The organism is Endozoicomonas sp. 4G, assembly GCF_023822025.1.
Taxonomy (GTDB): domain Bacteria; phylum Pseudomonadota; class Gammaproteobacteria; order Pseudomonadales; family Endozoicomonadaceae; genus Endozoicomonas_A.
On the sequence record NZ_CP082909.1, the window covers coordinates 4,405,001 to 4,424,039 of the forward strand.

Here is a 19,039-nt window from a genome sequence, read left to right on the forward strand (position 1 = left end):
TTACCTTGGCGCCGGTTGTTGTCAAGTGCTTGTTTTCCAAGCGACTTTTCAACTCGCTGGGACTGCATCCGTTTACTCAGTAAGCGTTGCGTTTCCGTCTCAGCGGCGGTGCATTCTACGCCGTTCGATCCGATTGTCAATCATCGTTTTGAACGATGTTTTCAATGGATCGCTGCGTGCTCGTTAAGAAGCTTTCTTTAAGAGCTATGCCCCGATCAGTGGAGGCGCATTATACGCACACTAAGAGGTAGGTCAATAAGTTATTTAAACAGATCAAATTTCGACGGTTGCTCAAAACGCTCCTTCAGTGCTTCAATCATTTCCGGGCTGGCCTTAACCCCCATTCTTTCCAGATGAACCAGTGAGCGCCCTCTGGACTCTTTTTCATTGATTAACGCCTGAATACGCCCCTCCAGGAACACCTTTCTTGATGCCTTTTGCTCAGAGATTTCTTTTTCTTCCTGCAACTGCCACAACTCTCTTTGCGCAATAGCCAACTCTTCAGGCTCATCTTCCTCACCAAGATCCAACTGTCGGCAGATCAAATCATTAAGCTCTTTTGCCACCCTGATCCTGAAATCAGTCAACTCATTGCCAGCAGGCTTAGACGACAACGCCTGAACAGCTGCCATGTATTGCAACAGTTTACTTTCTCGTTGCTGGCAAGCCCTGCGGAGATGTTGATTGACGCCATCCGGAATCACCATACTCCATATATTCTTCTTCATATAAGCCCTGATTCTCTCGAAGCTCACTGCTTCGGCTTGCTCCCTTATGGTTTCAACCGAAGCATCCATAAGACGATCAACCTGCTCCGGTAAACCTTCAACAGCGCCATCCTGCATACAGGTCACAAGATTGTCTGCTTCTTCCTCCAATCGAGTTCGACAATTTTTCAGTGCCGCAAAGCAGAGACTGCTTTTATCAGGACCAATATTGGCTGCTGTGTATTTATTACTTTCGGACAATAGATCAAAGTCAGGAAAAAACTTTTCCTGAAATATTAATAAGGGGTTAGGCCTTATCAGGCAGCCCGATGCACTTTTGGATATGACCGAACTGATCAGCTCACCTTGATACGTTCCTGTATCCATAATTCTTAACAAAGCCATGAGCTTGGCAAGAAAAGACTTTTTCTTGCGCAAACGCTTCAGATTACGGGCATCAAGAACCACTGAGTCCAAGGCTGACTTTGCATGGTCCATCAGATCCGTGACATCAAACGATTCCTTACCCTCGAGCGTAGTTTTTAAAGCCAGCGTTTGTCTCAGGTCATATAGAGAATAAACTGCCTTGGTAACATCCTCAGTTTGAATAGCCATAGCCAATGAACGCATTGACTCAACAGCCTGAGTTTCGTTTTTTGATTGCAGTTCCTTTCTTTTGGCCTCCAGTCTCTCAGGCTGCGCCTGTAAGTCGCCGGGTCTCGTTGTGGAAACCGATGATTCGGGCCGGACAAAAGTATGGCACTTTGGGTTTACTTTGGGTGGGATATGAAGGCTTTTTACCTGCCGACCAGAAATCAGTTTGCGTGCAAGCTTTTTAAGATTTCTTCCAACAACAACCAGCTTTTTGCCTAAATAGCCGAGTTTTATTTCATAGCCAAAAACCCTGATAGTCTCTGGCTGAGCTGTTTTTTTAAGGTTTTCAGGGGGTTCCCCACTGGGAGGAGGCGTTCCTGGCCGTTCGATCATGGCTTTATCCTAAGCTGACACCCGCAACAAGGTGCGGGTGTTCGTGGCCTATTAAATATCTGTCTAGCCTGACAAGGTCTCCATAGAACCTTTAACCTTTTTCATCGCATTCTTTTCCAACTGCCTTATTCGCTCAGCGGATACGCCATAGTGATCCGCCAGTTCATGGAGTGTTGCCTTATCCTCACTGAGCCAGCGTTTTTGAAGAATATCCCGGCTACGCTCATCCAGCGCTGCCAGAGCATTTCTCAACAGAGTCACCGAAGACTCGGACCAATCAGAATCTTCCAAAAGCCGTGCCGGGTCTGCCCGCTGATCTTCCAGGTAGTGCGCAGGTGCTACGTAGGTGCTGTTATCATCACTGTCGTCAGCATAACCATCGAAGGCTGTGTCATGCCCGGCCATGCGGCCTTCCATTTCACGAACGACTTTGGCTTCAACACCCAAGTCATTGGCGACGGCCTTGACCTCATCATTACTGAGCCAGGAAAGGTGTTTTTTGGAGCTGCGAAGATTAAAGAACAGTTTGCGCTGCGCTTTGGTGGTAGCCACCTTCACGATACGCCAGTTTTTCAGGATAAACTCATGGATCTCAGCCTTTACCCAGTGCACGGCAAAGGATACCAGACGAACGCCCACTTCCGGATTGAAACGTTTTACGGCTTTCATCAAGCCCACATTTCCTTCCTGAATCAGATCAGCCAGTGGCAGCCCATAGCCACTGTAGCTTCTGGCTATATGAACCACAAAGCGCAAATGAGACATAACCAGCTGGCGGGCAGCCTCCAGGTCATTCTCATAGTAGAGGCGTTCTGCCAAACCCTTTTCCTGATCAGCAGACAACACAGCAATAGCGCTGACCCCTGTGATGTAGGCATCAATATTATGCCCTGGGACTAACATATCAACTGGTTGTAAACGGGTTCCCATGACTCACTCCGGTTAAGTGCCAATTCAGCACTCGACTTAATTCCAACTCCAAATGCCCATAGCGTAAAGAAAAACAATTGCCTGATTTCAAGCTCAATAATAACAAAAGCCGGACTCGTTGACCCAAGCTACTTTACGCTCTTTTACGATAAAAACGCTATAAAAACAGGATTTAAATTGCCATTTTAAACAGGCTGACCTTCTACAGTCCGTACATGACGGTAGCAGCTTACTGCTGCACCTGCCACTCCCAAAAAAACACCAGCGGCCAGTAATGAAAAGAACATTGCCAAGCCGGGCCCTTCCGGCGTAAAACTGCTGCCGTATAAAGCGGCGAGTTCCAATACGCCTGACATTAAAGCAGCCAGCACACCGAGAATAATCAACAGCGCCATCAGAGCGCCTCCCAGCCCATACCACATACCCATGTAAAGAAATGGCAGCGTGACAAAGCCATCGGTTCCACCCACCAGCTTGATGACTTTGATTTCAGCCCTGCGACTCTCAACACTGAGACGAACAGTATTACCTATCGTCAACAACACAATAATCCCGAGAAGTACTGATAGTATGACCGTAAAACGTTCCAGCAATTGCGTTATAGATGCCAGTCGCTCAACCCATTCCTGATCCAGCCGGGCTTCCATGACTCCCTGTTTGACCTGATATTTTTTCATTAGTTCATTAAGCTGTTCAGCACTCAAGCCTTCCCGGGGCGTAAGCTCCAGTACACCCGGCAAAGGATTAAAGCCCAGGGCATCAATGACCCCTTTCATCCGGGTTTTCTTCTGGAAATCATTCAGACCTTCATCGGGACTGATATACAGGAACTGTTCAACATCCGGATCATCTCTGGCCTCAACCCTGAGGCGATTGATCTGGTCACGCCCCAGCTTGCTTTCAAGATAGAGAGAGATTCTGGGCTGACCTTCCCAGCCGTGCCCCAATGTCTGAAGATTATTGGACAGTAATACAAGAATCGCAGGCAGTGCGAACGCCACCGCAATCATCAGACAATTCAGAAAGGAAGCAAAAGGGGTCTTGAAGATGCGACGTAACGAGTCACCTGCAACCTGCCGGTGCAGACTTTTCAGATAAGCCACTGAGAACGCTGTTGTCTTTTTTCTGGCCGCGCCCCTTTCATCATCACTGCCCTTGGGCGGTGAGGCTTCAGGCTGTTTTTTTCGACTGCCGTCTTTGTTTCTAACACTTTTTCTTGGTAACACGGTTAACGTACCTCCTGATCGTTAACCAGCAGCCCCTGATCCAGAGTCAGGATACGATGACGCATACGGGCTACCAGTGCCAGATCATGACTGGCGACCAGAACCGTAACGCCTACCTGGTTAAAGTGTTCAAACAGCTGCATGATTTCAGCCGATAAATCAGGGTCGAGATTGCCAGTGGGCTCGTCAGCCAGGATCAGAGAAGGCCGGTTAACCACAGCACGAGCCAAACCCACACGCTGCTGTTGACCGCCGGAAAGCTGGGCTGGATTCATTTTCTCTTTATTCAAAAGCCCTACCATATCCAGGGCAGCCCGAACCCGCCCCGCACATTCTTGATGAGTGTACCCGGCAATGATCAGGGGCAAGGCAACATTATCGAATACAGACCGATCAAAGAGCAGCTGATGGTCCTGAAAAACCAGACCTATATTCCTGCGAAAATAGGGAACCTGACCACGCCTCAGCTTGCTGGTATCGTGCCCCCCAACCCAGATACTGCCGGAGGTCGGTTGCTCCATCAGCATGATGAGTTTCAGCAGAGTACTCTTACCAGCACCAGAGTGGCCGGTAAGAAAAGCAATTTCACCCCGATGCAGATGAAAACTGGTCTGATCCAGCCCCACATGCCCTCCGGGGTAACGCTTGGTGACATTGTCAAAGCGTATCATTCAGGACTTCCCTGCAACTCTTTTTAGTGGTTCAAGTTTTAGTGGCTTAAGGCTCAACCGGATCGAACAGAGCTTCCACAAACTCATCGGCAGAAAAAGGCCTCAGATCGTCGATCTGCTCACCCACCCCCAGGAAGCGAATAGGCAGCTGCATCTGTTTGGACAAGGCAAAAACCACCCCACCCTTGGCGGTGCCATCCAGCTTGGTCAGTGCCATGCCCGTCAGGTTAACCGCTTCGTGGAATATCTTAGCCTGATTGAGGGCATTCTGCCCGGTGCCAGCATCCAGAACCAGCAGCACTTCGTGGGGAGCTGAATCATCAAGCTTACCCAAAACCCGCTTAACCTTACGCAGCTCGTCCATCAGATTATCTTTGTTGTGCAGGCGGCCCGCCGTGTCGGCAATCAAGACATCCACCCCACGGGCTTTGGCTGCTTCGAAAGCGTCATAAAGTACGGAGGCACTGTCGGCGCCGGTATGCTGGGCAATCACAGGAATATCGTTTCTTTCACCCCAGACTTGCAGCTGCTCCACCGCAGCCGCCCGGAACGTATCACCAGCCGCCAGCATCACTTTACGGCCTTGGGCCTGAAGCTTGCGGGCCACTTTACCGATTGTTGTCGTTTTGCCGACACCGTTAACGCCGACAACGAGAATGACGTAAGGCGTTTTTTGCTCATCAATGACCAAAGGCTGGTCAGCAGGCTTGAGAATTTCCTTCAGTTCAACTTTCATGGCAGAGATCAGCGCATCGGCATCGCCCAGCTCACGGTATTTCACTTTTTTAGTCAGTTTCTCAATAATTTCTGTCGTGGCCTCAACGCCCACATCCGATACCAGAAGCTGCGTTTCCAGCTCTTCCAGCAGGTCTTCGTCGATTTCTTTTTTACCAACAAAGATTTCCGCGACGCCATCAACAAACGCATTGCGGGTCTTGCCAAGCCCGCGCTTCATGCGGGCAAAGAAGCCTTTCTTTTCTTCCTGAGTCTCAACGGTTTCTGTGACTGCAGGTGGCGTAGCAATCGTTTCAGTGACCGGAGTCTCTACTACTACCTCTACCTCTTCTGTGTTTAGCTCTACAACCTCAGCCTGAACAGATTCAACAGAAACATGCTTTTCTGCTGTTTCTACAACAGTTTCTACAACAGTTTCCACCACCGTCTCTACGACTTCTGCCTGGGCAACGGTATCTTGGGGGAGGGCTGCCGGCTCAGCTTTCGGGCTCTCATCTACAACCGGGACAGGCTCACTCTTTTTCTCTTCTTTGCGTCCCCAGGGCCAAAAACGTCGCTTCGCCGTTTTCTCATCTTTTTTGCGAGAACCGAACATAAATTACTTCATCAGAATGGATTAAAAGGGTCACCGTATTAAAGCAGGTGGGTCTCAGGAGGCTGATCAGAACCAGAACGATGCCCGGACAGCCTTCCGGAACTGCGTATCCTATCTTACAGCTATTGATGAATGAAGCTTTTTGCAATGAAAATAACACCAACGAAGTACGGGTATCTCCTCAGAAACCATGGTTATCCGGTTCGGTAACTGATGTACAATCGCTGCTCCAATGCCATCAACCGGAGTGATCAATGGCGCGAAGAGCAGCCGTCAGGCAACACCCAGATAAACGCCCAAACAAAGGTAGCGGACAATTAAGAATCATTGGTGGACAGTGGCGCAGCCGCAAGCTGCCTGTAGCTGACTTGCCCGGCTTGCGACCCACCTCGGACCGTGTAAGAGAAACCCTGTTTAACTGGCTGATGCCCCATGTTCCGGGTGCCAGAGTGCTGGATTGTTTCAGTGGTACAGGCGCGCTATCCTTCGAGTCACTCTCCCGTGGTGCCAAAGAAGCCATCCTGCTTGAGACGGCTGCAGAGGCTGCCTCACAGCTTGACAAGAACCTGAAAACGCTTCAGGCAGATAATGCCAGAGTCATCCGCACCGACAGCCTGAAGTGGCTACAGCAATCCGCTGACAAGGCATTCGACCTCATCTTCCTGGACCCGCCATTCCGACAGGGGCTATTGGCAGAAACCTGTCGTCTGCTTGACGAAAATGGCTACCTTCACAGCAATACCCTGATTTATGTTGAGGTAGAAAAGGAACTGTCTCCCCTGCCCGTTCCTGCAAACTGGACCGTCATAAAAACCAAAATGGCAGGTCAGCTGAGTTACTGCCTGCTAGCTATCGAGAAATCACCGCACCCAGCTTTCGCCGAACACTAAAAGCACTGGAACAATCGTTACAAACCTTACCATTTAAAGACAATGCCACTCCCCATGACAGTGGACTTAACTTATCGTTCTAGGTAATCTTCTCACCGCTGAGATTATTCTAATATTCTCTTTTCAGACGAGAACTCTAAGGAGCGGTCACATGAAACAACCCGTCCGTATCGCAGTCACAGGTGCAGCAGGCAACATCAGTTACTCCCTTCTGTTCAAAATTGCTGCCGGTGAAATGCTGGGCGCGGATCAACCAGTCATTCTGCAATTGGTTGAGATTCCTCAGGCTATGGACAAGCTGCGTGGCGTGGCTATGGAACTTGAAGACTGCGCATTCCCGCTGGTACACGGCATCAGTTTGCACGACAACCCATTCGACGGCTTCCGCGGTGTTCATTACGCCATGCTGGTAGGCGCCCGTCCTCGCAGCAAGGGCATGGAGCGTGCAGACCTGCTGGAAGCCAACGCGGTTATCTTCGCTGAGCAGGGTAAGGCCCTGAACGAAGTGGCGAATCGCGACGTTAAGGCTCTGGTAGTAGGCAATCCGGCTAACACTAACTGTCTGATCCTGTCCCGTAATGCTCCGGATCTGGATCCCTCCCAGTTCTGTGCCATGACCCGCCTGGACCACAACCGTACCAAAGGCATCCTGGGCAACAAGCTGGGCGTTAATCCATCGGACATCAACGGTGTTTGCGTTTGGGGTAACCACTCTCCATCCATGTACCCTGACGTACATCACGCTGTGGTTCTGGGCGAAGAGTCCGTAATCAGCAAAATTGACCAGAAATGGTACAAGCAGGATTTTACACCTCGCATTCAGAAACGCGGCGCTGAAATCATCGAATGGCGCGGCCTTTCTTCTGCGGCTTCTGCCGCACAAGCCGCCCTGGACCACATGCATGACTGGGCCCTGGGCAGCGACGGTGAAGTTGTCAGCATGGGAATTATCTCCGACGGCAGCTACGGCGTAGCCAAAGGCATTTACTACTCTTTCCCATGCGTCTGCGAATTCGGCAGCTACCAGATTGTTCAGGGTCTGGAGATCAACGAATACGGTCAGAGTATGATGAAAAATACCGAAACAGAACTGCTCAATGAAAAAGCCGCCGTCGATCACCTGCTACCTTCTGAAACCACTGAGTCTCGTGAAAACCTGAGAAAATCTGACCGTACTGGCCAGACCGCTTACGACAACGGTCTGGACAAGGCTGACGTTTACTACAAAGCCGATCGCATCTGCTGATCCGCCTTAGCAGGAGCTGACACCCTGATCAGCTCCTGCTACTCTTTCTTCTGCGACCCAATCTCCAGGTGCCCAATTCAACAATCCCCTTTTCAACCCGCTTAGTTGTTTTGCCCCATAATCCCATCTCTATTTCTGAAGCGGTATGAAGTGGTAAGTTAGTAAAACAACGAAAACCAGATCGGCTGAAGGAGACCTTTATCATGAGCCTTAGTAAAATTAACCAGCCTGCAGAGACTGGCCCACCGGATCAAATGACCGCCAGCGACCGTTCTTCCAGTCAGATTGCAGGGATGACAACCGCTCTGGAGGCCCAGCGACAAGCCTTTCGAAATCAACCCAACCCGTCTGCCCAACAACGCAGGGAATGGCTGAAAACACTGAAAGAGGGTCTGAAGAAACATCAGAAAGCCCTGGTGAATGCCATAAACGACGATTTTGAAGGCCGCGCTGAAGTAGAGTCCCTGTTAGCCGAGTTTATGCCATCCTTCTCAACCATCGATTACTGTCGTAAGAATGTGGCTAAATGGATGAAACCCAGTAAACGACATGTATCACTCACTCTGCAACCGGCTTCAGCCAAGGTGGTGTATCAGCCCCTGGGCGTTGTCGGTATTGTGGTTCCCTGGAACTACCCTCTGTTTCTGGCCATAGGTCCTCTGGCCACCGCCCTGGCCGCCGGTAACCGGGCCATGGTCAAAATGTCTGAGTTTACTCCAGCTACTTCCAAGCTGTTTGCTGAGATCATTGCCGATATTTTTCCTGCCGACCTGGTCACTGTCGTCAATGGTGAAGCTGACGTGGGAGCCGCTTTCACCGCTCTGCCGTTCGATCATATTCTCTTCACTGGCTCCACCCAGGTCGGCAAGCACGTCATGACGGCGGCTGCCAAAAACCTCACTCCTGTAACCCTTGAACTGGGCGGAAAATCTCCGGTGATTATTGACGACGACTTCCCGATACAGGAAGTGGCCGAGCGTATCTGCTACGGAAAATCAATGAATGCCGGACAGACCTGTGTCGCTCCTGATTACGTTCTGGTCAGGAAGCACCGCAAGGAAGCCTTTGTAGAAGCCTACCTGAAAGCCTTCAGCAGTATGCATCCTACTGTCAATAACAGTCAGCATTACACCGCCATTATTAACGAAAAACAGCACCGGAGATTACTCGGTCACATTGAAGATGCCAAAAGCAAAGGGGCAGAAATCCGGGTGGGCAACAATGAAGAAATAACCGATGGCTCCCGTCGTTTACCTCCTCACCTGATTCTCAATGCCACGGCTGACATGAGCGTCATGCAGGAAGAAATTTTCGGCCCTTTGTTACCCATTATTGAGGTGGACAGCATTGATGACGCCATTCAGTTCGTCAATAACCGCCCACGCCCACTGGCGCTTTATTACTTTGGTGAAAACAAACAGGCTCAGGACAAAGTTTTGACGCATACCCACTCAGGAGGTGTCTGTCTGAACGAAACCCTTTTCCATGTTGCAGCCGATGATATTCCTTTTGGTGGCGTAGGCGCTTCCGGTATGGGCCATTATCATGGGCGCGAGGGTTTTCAGGCACTATCGAAGGCAAAATCGGTCTTTAGCAAAGGACGTTTTAACAGTGTCCGATTGATATTCCCTCCCTATAACTCCTGGCTGAAGAAGCTCGCGATCAAATTCCTGTCAGGCTCCTGATCGTTCAGGTCCGGGCTGTCATTCGATCGTCCGGAACCCTCCCCCCCCTTTTTTTTTCAGAGCCAGTAAAACAGGAATTTATCGCGTAATTACCCTGCTTTAAGCCGGGTAGTTTGTCACCCTTGATTGATTCCGATAACATTCGGCCTTCGTTATCTGTAACTACGGGCATCTGTGAAGCCATAGAGTTTGGAATATTGACCTTATCAGACAGTGGTCAACCGGGTTCAAAGGCTTCCTGAGACATCAGCAGGACATGCACTTTCGATGAGCAAAGTAATCTACCCCGGCACTTTTGACCCTATCACCAAAGGCCACCTGGATCTGGTAGAACGGGCAGCAAGAATTTTTGATAACGTGGTCATAGCAGTAGCAGAAAGCCCTAAAAAGAAGCCTCTGTTTGATCTGGCCAAACGTGTTGAGCTGGCAGAAGAAGTGACCGCTCACCTTGATAATGTTTCGGTAACAGGTTTCAGCTCCCTGCTGGCTCACTTTCTGGAAGAGCAGAAAGCCACGGTGATTCTTCGTGGCCTGAGGGCTGTTTCCGATTTCGAATACGAATTCCAGATGGCCAACATGAACCGAATTCTGGCGCCCAGCGTAGAAAGTCTGTTTTTAACGCCTGCTGAACAATACTCTTATATTTCTTCTACGCTGGTACGGGAAATAGCCTCACTGGGTGGAGATATCGACAAGTTTGTCTCCCCCTGTGTTCAGGAGGCCCTGAAAGAGAAACTTGGCCCGCGCACAATGGCTGAAAGCAAGTCCTGAACTGACGGCCTGAGTTGACAAGTTCATTCGAACTGGAGATTACATCATGTCCCTGATTATTACTGATGACTGCATTAACTGCGATGTCTGCGAGCCCGAGTGCCCAAACAGTGCGATCTCTCCCGGGGAAGATATCTACGAGATTGACCCTAACCTTTGTACTGAATGCGTGGGTCATTACGACGAGCCACAATGCCAGCAGGTTTGCCCGGTCGACTGCATCCCCAAAGACTCGAATAATGTCGAGTCGCAGGATGAGTTAATGGAAAAGTATTTGATGATTACTGCCGCAGCTTGATAGACAAAGACATATCGTCGAAACCACAGCCCTGAAAGAAACTCAGCCAAGCTTTCGAAGCTCTCCCAGCTTGCCATCTGATCCATAAGAGATTTCAAAAGTGCCATGGACCCCTTCACGGGTGACAAACTTGAGAAGGATGTCGTAGGGAATGCTCATGCTAAAGCCTTCCCGGGTATTGACTTGGACGCGGTTTTTCTTGCCTTGGTAATACTGTAAGACCTGCTGGGAATTCAAACTGACAGAAAAGGTAGCCTTATTCATTCCGGACTCCATTCCTCATGTTCAAGCGAGTGATGTTGGCCGCAAGATCTTCTGACCAGTGACCAGACTTGTATCATTTTAGCAAAATCAGCGCCCCCATTAAAAAGCCCGGTTATTTGAAATAACCGGGCTTTTTATCTCAACCGAGGTCAGTCAGAGCTTACTGGCCGGGAGGAGGAGGCATCAAACCTTCTGGCATTTCCATGTTGTTGGGTGCCTGCATCTGCTGCATCACCTGATTAATGGACTCCCTGATACTGGCAATCATCGCCTTATAACCTTCATCAAAGCCACTATAGAAAGCTTGCTCACCCGATTTAACATCGTCACCTTCCTGTTTGTAAATAGCAGGCTGCTTGCCCTCAGGATTTTCGCCACTGAAGAAGGCTTCCATGGAAGTGGGCACGGTCAGGGCAACACGACCACCTGCCATGTAACCGTCGATGAAGCTTGCTCTCAAGAATGGGTTATCACTGCTGCCGACACTGGCGATACGGTAAGCATCGTCGGCCTCACACCAGCGATCTTTGTATTCACTGGCCTGTTCGCCGTCACGGCAGTTGTATTCAATAATGCCCTGCGCTTCAACCACTTGCTGGTAACCTGCGCGATAGCCTGCCTCACGAGGCTTTTCAGCCTTTCCTTCCAGAGCCTCTCGAGGGAACTGGCTGGTTTCAGCACGGCGAGCATCATTAACACCCTGACGGTAACCTTTCAGGTAGTTGCCAAAGTTGGCGACATCATCTGCCAGTGTACTCTGGTCAAAGGCTCCACGTGCCTCACACCATGTCTGCTTGAGCGCATCAGTGCTATCCACCGTGGTGCAATCATAGCTTTCTTCTTCAGCAACAACTGGACGGACAGACTCTCCCGCTGAAGGGGGTGCTTTCGAACTCTCCTGTTTATCCTGCTGTTTGCCACAACCCTGAAGCAGCGACAGTAATACAAGAACAGGTACAACACCTGTGAAAAAAACACCTGTGAAAAAAGATCTACGCATTCATTTCTCCTTCCCGTAAGGGACTTCTAATGCTCAACTTGAAGAACGATTGACTACCAGTAGCGCCATAAGTACTTAACTTAAGTTCAGCAGGCTCCTGACAGAATTGTGCTTTATTAATATGATTGGACGGAGCGGGTTAAATATAGTTCAGAAAAATTGTTATTTTTCTTTTTCAGTTCCTGTAGATATATCAGGAAGCGCGATTGTATGAACTTCAGACTCTTTTAACTGACACAATTTTGACCAGTCAGGGTGCTGTAAAGAGGCGACCAACTGGCCCCACTGCTCAATAGAACACGTTGTTCCACAGGACAGGGTCAGGGATTCATTGTCTAATGAAGCCTTGACCGTCCTGTTCGAGGCTGAAAAGCGCAGGGTCAACATACTGGTGTAAGGAACATTGGACTCTCTGGGGCTCCCCAGGGCATTCAACAAAGCCAGTATATTGCTGTCACTGACTGATAACAGATAGAAGGACTCACAAGACGTTCTGCCGCTTTCAAGACAGGCTCGGTGCTGCTGATAGCGCTGATCAATAGCCTTCACAAGATGCTGGCTGGCCAGCTGAACAATACGCCCGTCCTTGCTCATTTGAGCCATAAACCAGTGCAACAGATCCAGTAGCTGCTGCTCATCCGAGGGAGTCAGGAACTCTGGCAAAGGGATGTTATGAAGTTTTCTGACATTCAGTGCGTCGGCAAGGCCCATCATGGCGTGAAGCGTTGGCTTTTGCCCGGTCTGTTTTGCCCAGAGCCTGATTTTATCGACTCCGATTTCTGCTAACTTCTTTTGCCACAGCGGACTTTTTTGCATATCACTGATCAGCACCCTGTAGCCAGGGCAAAGCTGAGTGAACCCAAGCAGATAATCGTACTGCACCGGGGCAGCATACACCGGTGGCACCTCTGCAAATTCATTGCCCGAGCCGGTTTTTTGGCTGTCAGGATAGATAGCCTGCAGCAGGGTGGTGGCACACTGGATGGTTCTGTCCAGACTACGGGCCTGATGATAACTGAGCTTTGGCTGCCAACGGGAAGGAAAACCAGCAGGGAGTTGAGTGCTCCTGAAACGTTTACCCGCTTCATAACACTGTTTGAAACCAAGATCGGTCATTTCACCGGGCCCCATGGGCCACAGCTCGGGATTTAACGGGTATCTTGGACTGCGATCCCCATGACGAACCAGTGTGACAACATAATCGTTATGATTGTGGTCAGACTCTGGCTGAGCCTGAGCCACCATTGAAAGACACAGTGTAAAACCCCACACCGGAAACCAGTTTTTCATTCGTTATCCCTGATTGATTCAAGCATCAAATAACAGATCATAGAAAGAAAAATGACATCCGTTTGAAAAATGCGTCTGGTATCAGACGCCCATGGCCTGTTTGATCAACAAGTCCTTAACAAGCGGCAGACTGTTGGTCCACTTCAATCCTGTATTCCTCAGCCAGCGAATACCGATATCGTCAGCGGCAAAGAGGTTTTGTAAACCTTCCATGGACTTCATCATTAGCAGATTACTGCCCATTCTTCTACGCTCATACCGATTCAGAATATGGCTGGCAGAAAAATCATCACCACGCTCAAGGGCGCGAATGATTTCTTCAGAGAGCACCTCCACATCCTGCAGTCCGAGGTTGACCCCCTGACCAGCCAAAGGATGAATGGTATGAGCCGCATCGCCTGCCAGTACAATGCGGTTCCGGTGATATTGGCGGGCATGGCGCTGCTTGAGCGGAAAGCGAAAACGGGGATCGGCTGCCAGCACTTTCCCAAGTCTGGATTCAAAAGCTGATTCTATGGCTCGACAAAAAGCCTCATCGCCCAGAGACAAAACTTCATCGGCTTTATCTGGAACTAACGACCAAACAATAGAGCAGTAGTGCCTCTCTCCCCGACTGGGCATAGGCAGAAACGCCAGAGGCCCGGAAGCTAAAAAGATCTGCCAGGCGGTGTCCTGATGATGTTGTTCCGTTGCTACCGTGGTGACTATGGCATGATGGCGATAATCCTTCTGACTGGAAGGGATGCCCGACAGTTTTCTCAGGCGGGACTCGGCGCCATCGGTGGCCACCAGCAGACGTGCTGCTATGGTTTCATGCTCCAGCTGAACCTGATGGGGGTCGCCCAGCTGGTAATCAAGGGTCGACTGATCCGAAAAGCATTCAATATCTGTCTGTGCTAACGACTTGAGCAACGCATTACGAATCACCTCGTTCTCGACAATGTGTCCCAGCGTTTTGAAACCCGCTGCCTTGGCATCAAAGGCGATCTCACCCGTTCCCTCACCGTCCCAGACAGACATGTGCTGGTAGGGCATAACACGCTGGGCGGTCATCGCTTCCCAGGCTCCCAGCCGCTGGAATAATCGGGAAGAGGCTTCGGTCAGGGCGCTGACCCTGGGTGCGTAGGAACTGTCAGGAGAAAACACGGGAGCCGAAAGCGACTGCTGATCGACCAGCGCTATTTTCAGGTCTGTTTTTGCTAGCGATAAGGCCAGGGATGCCCCAACCATGCCACCTCCGACAATCACCAGATCAAATGATTTCAACCGAGATCTCCTGCTGATACGTGTTTTGAGGGTTAAACGCCCATGGCCTTTCTGGCAAACCGACCTTTTAATCGACGGTTCATATCCAGACAGCTTAATCCGAGGTTTCTGGCCAGAATCACCGGCAGCTCCTGTCGGGAAAACAGTTTCACCAGACCGTCACAGAAGTCCAGAGTCATTTTCTGATCGCTTTTTTGCTCTTCGACATAGTGAAGCAGCCGGGAGAGATTGCCCGGAGCCATACCCTGCCTGAGTGATTCAGAGATATTCCCGGCCAGAGCCATTGCATCCCTGATGGCCAGGTTATATCCCTGACCCGCGACAGGGTGCATGGCGTGAGCGGCATTACCCAGGACAACCAGACCCGGTCTGACTTGCTCACGGGCAACACTGAGGGACAGAGGGTAGCTTTCACGTCTCCCGACTTTAATAAACTGACCCGCGCGATAACCAAACTCTTCCTGCAACCTGATCAGGAACCTTTCATCATCCATAGAAACCTTGTCGTCTACTTGATCAGAAGGCAGGGTCCAGACCAGTGCTGAACGATCTTCAGAAAGGGGTAGCAGAGCCATAGGCCCCCTTCCGGCAAATCGTTCATAGGCTATACCTTTGTGGGGCTTATCCAGGGAAACATTGGCGATTAATGCATGTTGTTGGTAGTCATAGTGCTTACGTGAGATACCCAGCTTTGCCATCAAACAGGAACGACCACCATCAGCCAGAACCACCAGAGACGCCAGTTTCTCAACCGTTTTATCCTCTTGCCTGATGACCACTTTCGTTTCTGAGTCAGGCAAAGGCTTTAAAGATTGAACCTGTGCCGGACTCAGGACTTCCACCTGCCCCTGATCACGATAACCTTTCAACCTTTTGAGCAGCACATCCCCCAGCCGATAGTTTTCAATCACATATCCCAGTGCCGGTACATTTTCTTCCTGATGATTAAGATGGGTGGCACCAAAATGCCCCCGATCAGAGACCTGGATATCCAGAATAGGCGTGGCAAACGGCTCCAGATCAGGCCAGAGCCCAAGTTCATCATAGATCAGCCGGGCGCCATAGGAGAGTGCCGAGGCTCTGGCGTCATAGCTAGGTGGCGAGCTGGGTGGCGAGCTGGGTGAAGAGTCCTCTGTCTCATCAATAGAGTGCGTTTCAACCAGCGCTACTTTCAGCCCATATTGATGGATCGCAGACTCCAGAGCACACAGCAGGCTGGCTCCCACCAGCCCGCCACCAATGATCAGGACATCGTACTGCTTCCCGCTCATTTCTCTCTCCTTTTAACCGTGAAAACACTCATCACCGGACAGAACAATGGTGGTCATCGTCGTTATTAATGAATGGTTTTTGTATCACGCTCTGTCGACCTTTCCGGGGTCGCCACCTCAGAAAAAAGGGTGATCAGCGCCATTCGAACAAACTCACTGACTTCCATAAAGAAGCGTTCAGACTCATCACTGTCATCCGCTTCAGGCTGGATCTGGGCAATTTCCGAGAAATCTCCCAGAACCCCTTCCACCTCCTGACTCAATGGCTTGTCTCCAATTACTTCACCAAATCCGGACAGAAAACCCTGACACCAATAACCCAGAGCCTCAGTTCTTTGCTCCAGAGCCTCATCGTCATCAGGCAGAAGCAAAGCAATGGAAAAGTCGGATTGATTCAACTTCTGCCATGTGCCCTGATACAGGTGCATCAGGAGATCCTGAAAACGGCTATCCAGCTCCTGATCATCCAGCAAACCGGACACCTGACGGAACCAGGCTTCCACGCCGGGCTGAGAGCCTGCGGCAAAGGTGCCACAGAGAATGCCATGAAGTTCAGAAGGATGACTGCCACCGCCCAGCTCAACCAGGCGATCAGCCAGTTCATCAAAAGCGACAACATCTGGAGTCGCATCATTATTTGTCATTAAAACTACCTTACAAGCCTTGCCGGAAAAGACCCTTTGGTCATCTGACAACCGACCAATAACAGGATGGGTGAAAACCAGGTCCCAGAGGCTCGATGAAAACCCGATGGCGTGTGAGTGTACCAGATTTATCGGTTGGGCAAATGGCAAAGGCATTGTTCTGTATATCTACAGCCGCTATAGTAGATCCAATAGCAAGGTCTTGGAACCTATGAACGACCACGAACTCGCACCCCTGAAGCAGAAAATTGATGACCTGGTAGCCATCAGCCTGAAACTGAAAAAAGAAAACCAGCTACTGCGAGCCAAAGAGCAATCCTGGTTGGCAGAACGCGCGCAACTGATGGAAAAGAATGATGTCGCACGCAGCAAGGTCGAGGCCATGATCAACCGCCTGCGCACTCTGGAGCATGAATCCTAATGGACAGTCCATCCACTACCACCGTCAATATCCTCAACAAGGAATACCTGGTCAGCTGCCCCAAACAGGAAGAAGCTAATCTTCATCAGGCAGCCCAGCATTTAAACGAACAAATGAAGCAGATCCGTGCGGGTGGCGTAATAGGTACAGAGCGCATTGCCGTCATGGCGGCATTGAATATCAGCTATGAGCTGCTGCAGAGCAAACAGCAAAGCCTGACTGATAACTCCGATGCCCAGGAACAGATCAAACAGATGCTGGGCAAGCTGGATCAGGCACTTATGGCGATCGAAAGTTAAACCTCCTGAACATATAGCCCGACGAGCCATCGTTGATAAAAAACCAATCGAGCTATCAGCCAAAAGATCAATAGCAAAAAAAACCTACAGACTTGCACGGCAGAACCGATATAATTCCGGTCAAGTCTCCCTGGCCTGTTTGCCAGTCATTAAAGACCCGGGCTGATAATACCATACCGGGGATTCCTCGTTGATGCTGGAGCGCAGGTCCACCTTGCAGTGGAAAGCCCGATTCATCACAGCAATCCCCACCGTTGCTTTAACAGCAACGGGCTTACGTGGCAGCGGCAGCTTGGGGAGACTTGCTATAAGTGCTCAACGGCTGTCAACGAGAGAGTAAGGCCTGGAACATCTCTTTGATTTCTCCCGTTACACGGTCAATTTTCTGCTCAATTTGATCAAAGCGCGTATCTTGTCGGTCGAATCGTTGGTTCACTTCCTGCCTGAACTGGTCGAATCGCTTATCTTGTTGGTCGAATCGCTTATCTTGTTGGTCGAATCGCTTATCTTGTTGGTCGAACCGCTGCTCATGTCGATCAAGCTTATGCTCTAACTTTTCAAACCTTTGACGCATTTCCGCACGGGTTTGACCCAGACCATTAACCAAGTCGGTCAAAGTATTAAGAATAGGATCAGTCCCTGTCGGCTGAAGTTTTGTTCTGACACTCACTGGCATAACTCCAATTAATATAAGTAAGTGACCCAGAATAGCAGATAAAAGCAAACCTGCAGCAAAGAAGAAAAATGACACTAAAAACCTGTATAAAGGGCAGAAACAGTAACCCTGAACAACGAATTTTTTGCGGCTTGATGCCCGTCAGAACCGATGCCTCAGGGATGCTGTACAGACCAATGCCGATTAATGATGTCACCTTGTACCTCCCATCTTCTACGTTTTTCTGAAGCCGATACGCTGTGACCGGCTTGTTTTAAGGGGACGTGTTTCAGAAAGAATCAGGACTTTTGTTTTGGCTTTACGTACAGCACCAGGTTGTGGTCAACAATCTCGTAGCCGTGCCTATCAGCAATTTCCTTCTGACGACGCTCAATGTCTTCGTCGATAAACTCAATGATCTCACCGCTTTCCATACAAACCATGTGATCGTGGTGCTCACCCCTTGCCAACTCGAACACCGAGTGTCCGCTGTCAAAGTTATGCCTGACCACCAGCCCCGCCCCTTCAAACTGGGTCAGGACCCGGTAGACGGTGGCAAGGCCAACATCTTCTTGTGCATCAAGGAGGGCTTTGTAGACATCCTCTGCACTCATATGAAGGCCCTGAGAGCTTTCAAGAATCTGAAGGATTTTGACACGAGGCAGCGTGACCTTCAGACCCGCTTTGCGCAACTCTTGATTTTCCAACACGTTTACCTAACCCTTAGCATTCAGCAGGTAATCCCTGCTATTATCTCATTGTTAAACCGAACATTCATTTTCGAAGAAGATAGTGGAAGTCTGCAACCGATGCAAAAACGTCCAGCCCTGACCACCCTTGTTCTTACTGCCGCTACTCTTCTCACCGGGTGTGCCAGTTCAACAGACAGTGGCTCCAAACTCATCAGCTTCCCTGGTGTTTACAAGGTCGACATCCAGCAGGGGAATGTCATTACCCAGGAAATGGTCGATCAGCTCCGTCCTGGAATGACCCGTAGCCAGGTTCAGTATGTTATGGGCACTCCTCTTATGGAGGATGTCTTCAACCGCGACCGCTGGGATTATATCTCCAGTCACCAGCCCGGTGGCGAACCACGCACCCAGCAAACCCTGACCATCTTTTTCAAGGACGACAAGCTTTCCTCTATTGAGGGAGACTTTCGCCCCGGTGCGGGTGAAACACCTTAAA

At 50.1% G+C, this 19,039-nt stretch carries 21 protein-coding genes and 1 other RNA gene; 9 read left to right on the plus strand and 13 right to left on the minus strand.

The genetic code is table 11. The features are described 5' to 3' along the window. Positions 1 to 260: 260 nt before the first annotated feature. From K7B67_RS17230 to ftsY, 5 genes are all read right to left on the minus strand, one after another. The gene (locus tag K7B67_RS17230; RefSeq protein WP_252177112.1) at positions 261 to 1,694 is read right to left on the minus strand and encodes a hypothetical protein; all 1,434 of its coding nucleotides are present in this window, start codon (positions 1,692 to 1,694) and stop codon (positions 261 to 263) included. Between the two features lie 63 nt (positions 1,695 to 1,757). Further along, positions 1,758 to 2,624: an RNA polymerase sigma factor RpoH gene (gene rpoH, locus K7B67_RS17235; RefSeq protein ID WP_252177113.1), complete on the minus strand. Its 867-nt coding sequence runs from the start codon at positions 2,622 to 2,624 to the stop codon at positions 1,758 to 1,760. Positions 2,625 to 2,809: 185 nt separating this feature from the next. Further along, positions 2,810 to 3,850, minus strand: a complete 1,041-nt coding sequence (ftsX, locus tag K7B67_RS17240; protein ID WP_252177114.1) for a permease-like cell division protein FtsX — start codon at positions 3,848 to 3,850, stop codon at positions 2,810 to 2,812. Between the two features lie 2 nt (positions 3,851 to 3,852). Beyond that, positions 3,853 to 4,521 (minus strand): cell division ATP-binding protein FtsE, encoded by a 669-nt coding sequence (ftsE, locus tag K7B67_RS17245; RefSeq protein WP_252177115.1) that lies wholly within the window; start codon positions 4,519 to 4,521, stop codon positions 3,853 to 3,855. Positions 4,522 to 4,567: 46 nt separating this feature from the next. After that, positions 4,568 to 5,851 carry a signal recognition particle-docking protein FtsY gene (ftsY, locus tag K7B67_RS17250; protein WP_252177116.1) on the minus strand — a complete coding sequence of 428 codons (1,284 nt, stop codon included), beginning with the start codon at positions 5,849 to 5,851 and terminating at the stop codon, positions 4,568 to 4,570. A 254-nt stretch (positions 5,852 to 6,105) separates the two neighbouring features. On the opposite strand from ftsY, the gene rsmD reads away from it, so the two are divergent. The 5 genes from rsmD to K7B67_RS17275 all read left to right on the plus strand — a co-directional run bounded on the left by rsmD (position 6,106) and on the right by K7B67_RS17275 (position 10,741). Then, complete coding sequence (rsmD, locus tag K7B67_RS17255; RefSeq protein ID WP_252177117.1) at positions 6,106 to 6,741, plus strand: 16S rRNA (guanine(966)-N(2))-methyltransferase RsmD; 636 nt, start codon at positions 6,106 to 6,108, stop codon at positions 6,739 to 6,741. A gap of 151 nt (positions 6,742 to 6,892) precedes the next feature. Continuing rightward, entirely contained in the window at positions 6,893 to 7,987 is a 1,095-nt protein-coding gene (locus tag K7B67_RS17260) for a malate dehydrogenase (RefSeq protein WP_252177118.1), read from the plus strand. A 203-nt stretch (positions 7,988 to 8,190) separates the two neighbouring features. Next, positions 8,191 to 9,672, plus strand: coding sequence for a coniferyl aldehyde dehydrogenase (locus K7B67_RS17265; RefSeq protein WP_252177119.1), 1,482 nt, complete (start codon positions 8,191 to 8,193; stop codon positions 9,670 to 9,672). Positions 9,673 to 9,939: 267 nt separating this feature from the next. Further along, positions 9,940 to 10,443: a pantetheine-phosphate adenylyltransferase gene (gene coaD / locus K7B67_RS17270; protein ID WP_252177120.1), complete on the plus strand. Its 504-nt coding sequence runs from the start codon at positions 9,940 to 9,942 to the stop codon at positions 10,441 to 10,443. 46 nt (positions 10,444 to 10,489) lie between these two features. Beyond that, positions 10,490 to 10,741 (plus strand): YfhL family 4Fe-4S dicluster ferredoxin, encoded by a 252-nt coding sequence (locus K7B67_RS17275; RefSeq protein WP_252177121.1) that lies wholly within the window; start codon positions 10,490 to 10,492, stop codon positions 10,739 to 10,741. A gap of 42 nt (positions 10,742 to 10,783) precedes the next feature. Here the strand turns inward: K7B67_RS17275 and K7B67_RS17280 are convergent, their stop codons facing one another. The 6 genes from K7B67_RS17280 to K7B67_RS17305 form a co-directional block, all read right to left on the minus strand. After that, positions 10,784 to 11,005 carry a DUF2835 family protein gene (locus K7B67_RS17280; RefSeq protein WP_252177122.1) on the minus strand — a complete coding sequence of 74 codons (222 nt, stop codon included), beginning with the start codon at positions 11,003 to 11,005 and terminating at the stop codon, positions 10,784 to 10,786. A gap of 160 nt (positions 11,006 to 11,165) precedes the next feature. Further along, complete coding sequence (locus K7B67_RS17285; RefSeq protein ID WP_252177123.1) at positions 11,166 to 12,005, minus strand: hypothetical protein; 840 nt, start codon at positions 12,003 to 12,005, stop codon at positions 11,166 to 11,168. 162 nt (positions 12,006 to 12,167) lie between these two features. Further along, positions 12,168 to 13,295, minus strand: a complete 1,128-nt coding sequence (locus K7B67_RS17290) for a hypothetical protein (protein ID WP_252177124.1) — start codon at positions 13,293 to 13,295, stop codon at positions 12,168 to 12,170. A gap of 81 nt (positions 13,296 to 13,376) precedes the next feature. Beyond that, the gene (locus K7B67_RS17295; protein ID WP_252177125.1) at positions 13,377 to 14,561 is read right to left on the minus strand and encodes an FAD-dependent monooxygenase; all 1,185 of its coding nucleotides are present in this window, start codon (positions 14,559 to 14,561) and stop codon (positions 13,377 to 13,379) included. A 32-nt stretch (positions 14,562 to 14,593) separates the two neighbouring features. Further along, positions 14,594 to 15,832 (minus strand): 2-octaprenyl-6-methoxyphenyl hydroxylase, encoded by a 1,239-nt coding sequence (gene ubiH / locus K7B67_RS17300; protein WP_252177126.1) that lies wholly within the window; start codon positions 15,830 to 15,832, stop codon positions 14,594 to 14,596. A gap of 65 nt (positions 15,833 to 15,897) precedes the next feature. Beyond that, positions 15,898 to 16,476: a UPF0149 family protein gene (locus K7B67_RS17305; RefSeq protein WP_252177127.1), complete on the minus strand. Its 579-nt coding sequence runs from the start codon at positions 16,474 to 16,476 to the stop codon at positions 15,898 to 15,900. A gap of 211 nt (positions 16,477 to 16,687) precedes the next feature. Between K7B67_RS17305 and K7B67_RS17310 the strand changes: the two genes are divergently transcribed. From K7B67_RS17310 to ssrS, 3 genes are all read left to right on the plus strand, one after another. Then, positions 16,688 to 16,897 (plus strand): TIGR02449 family protein, encoded by a 210-nt coding sequence (locus K7B67_RS17310; RefSeq protein ID WP_252177128.1) that lies wholly within the window; start codon positions 16,688 to 16,690, stop codon positions 16,895 to 16,897. Continuing rightward, positions 16,897 to 17,196, plus strand: coding sequence for a cell division protein ZapA (locus K7B67_RS17315; RefSeq protein WP_252177129.1), 300 nt, complete (start codon positions 16,897 to 16,899; stop codon positions 17,194 to 17,196). The genes K7B67_RS17310 and K7B67_RS17315 overlap by 1 nt, the downstream gene beginning before the upstream one ends. 124 nt (positions 17,197 to 17,320) lie before the next feature. Next, positions 17,321 to 17,499, plus strand: a non-coding RNA gene (gene ssrS / locus K7B67_RS17320) — 6S RNA. A gap of 22 nt (positions 17,500 to 17,521) precedes the next feature. Here the strand turns inward: ssrS and K7B67_RS17325 are convergent. Together K7B67_RS17325 and fur are read right to left on the minus strand one after the other, a co-directional pair. Beyond that, positions 17,522 to 17,947: a hypothetical protein gene (locus K7B67_RS17325; protein ID WP_252177130.1), complete on the minus strand. Its 426-nt coding sequence runs from the start codon at positions 17,945 to 17,947 to the stop codon at positions 17,522 to 17,524. 203 nt (positions 17,948 to 18,150) lie between these two features. Then, positions 18,151 to 18,558, minus strand: a complete 408-nt coding sequence (gene fur / locus K7B67_RS17330; RefSeq protein ID WP_252180604.1) for a ferric iron uptake transcriptional regulator — start codon at positions 18,556 to 18,558, stop codon at positions 18,151 to 18,153. A 102-nt stretch (positions 18,559 to 18,660) separates the two neighbouring features. Here fur and K7B67_RS17335 point away from each other — a divergent pair, with 102 nt between their 5' ends. Continuing rightward, the gene (locus tag K7B67_RS17335; RefSeq protein ID WP_252177131.1) at positions 18,661 to 19,038 is read left to right on the plus strand and encodes an outer membrane protein assembly factor BamE; all 378 of its coding nucleotides are present in this window, start codon (positions 18,661 to 18,663) and stop codon (positions 19,036 to 19,038) included. Position 19,039: the final 1 nt, after the last annotated feature.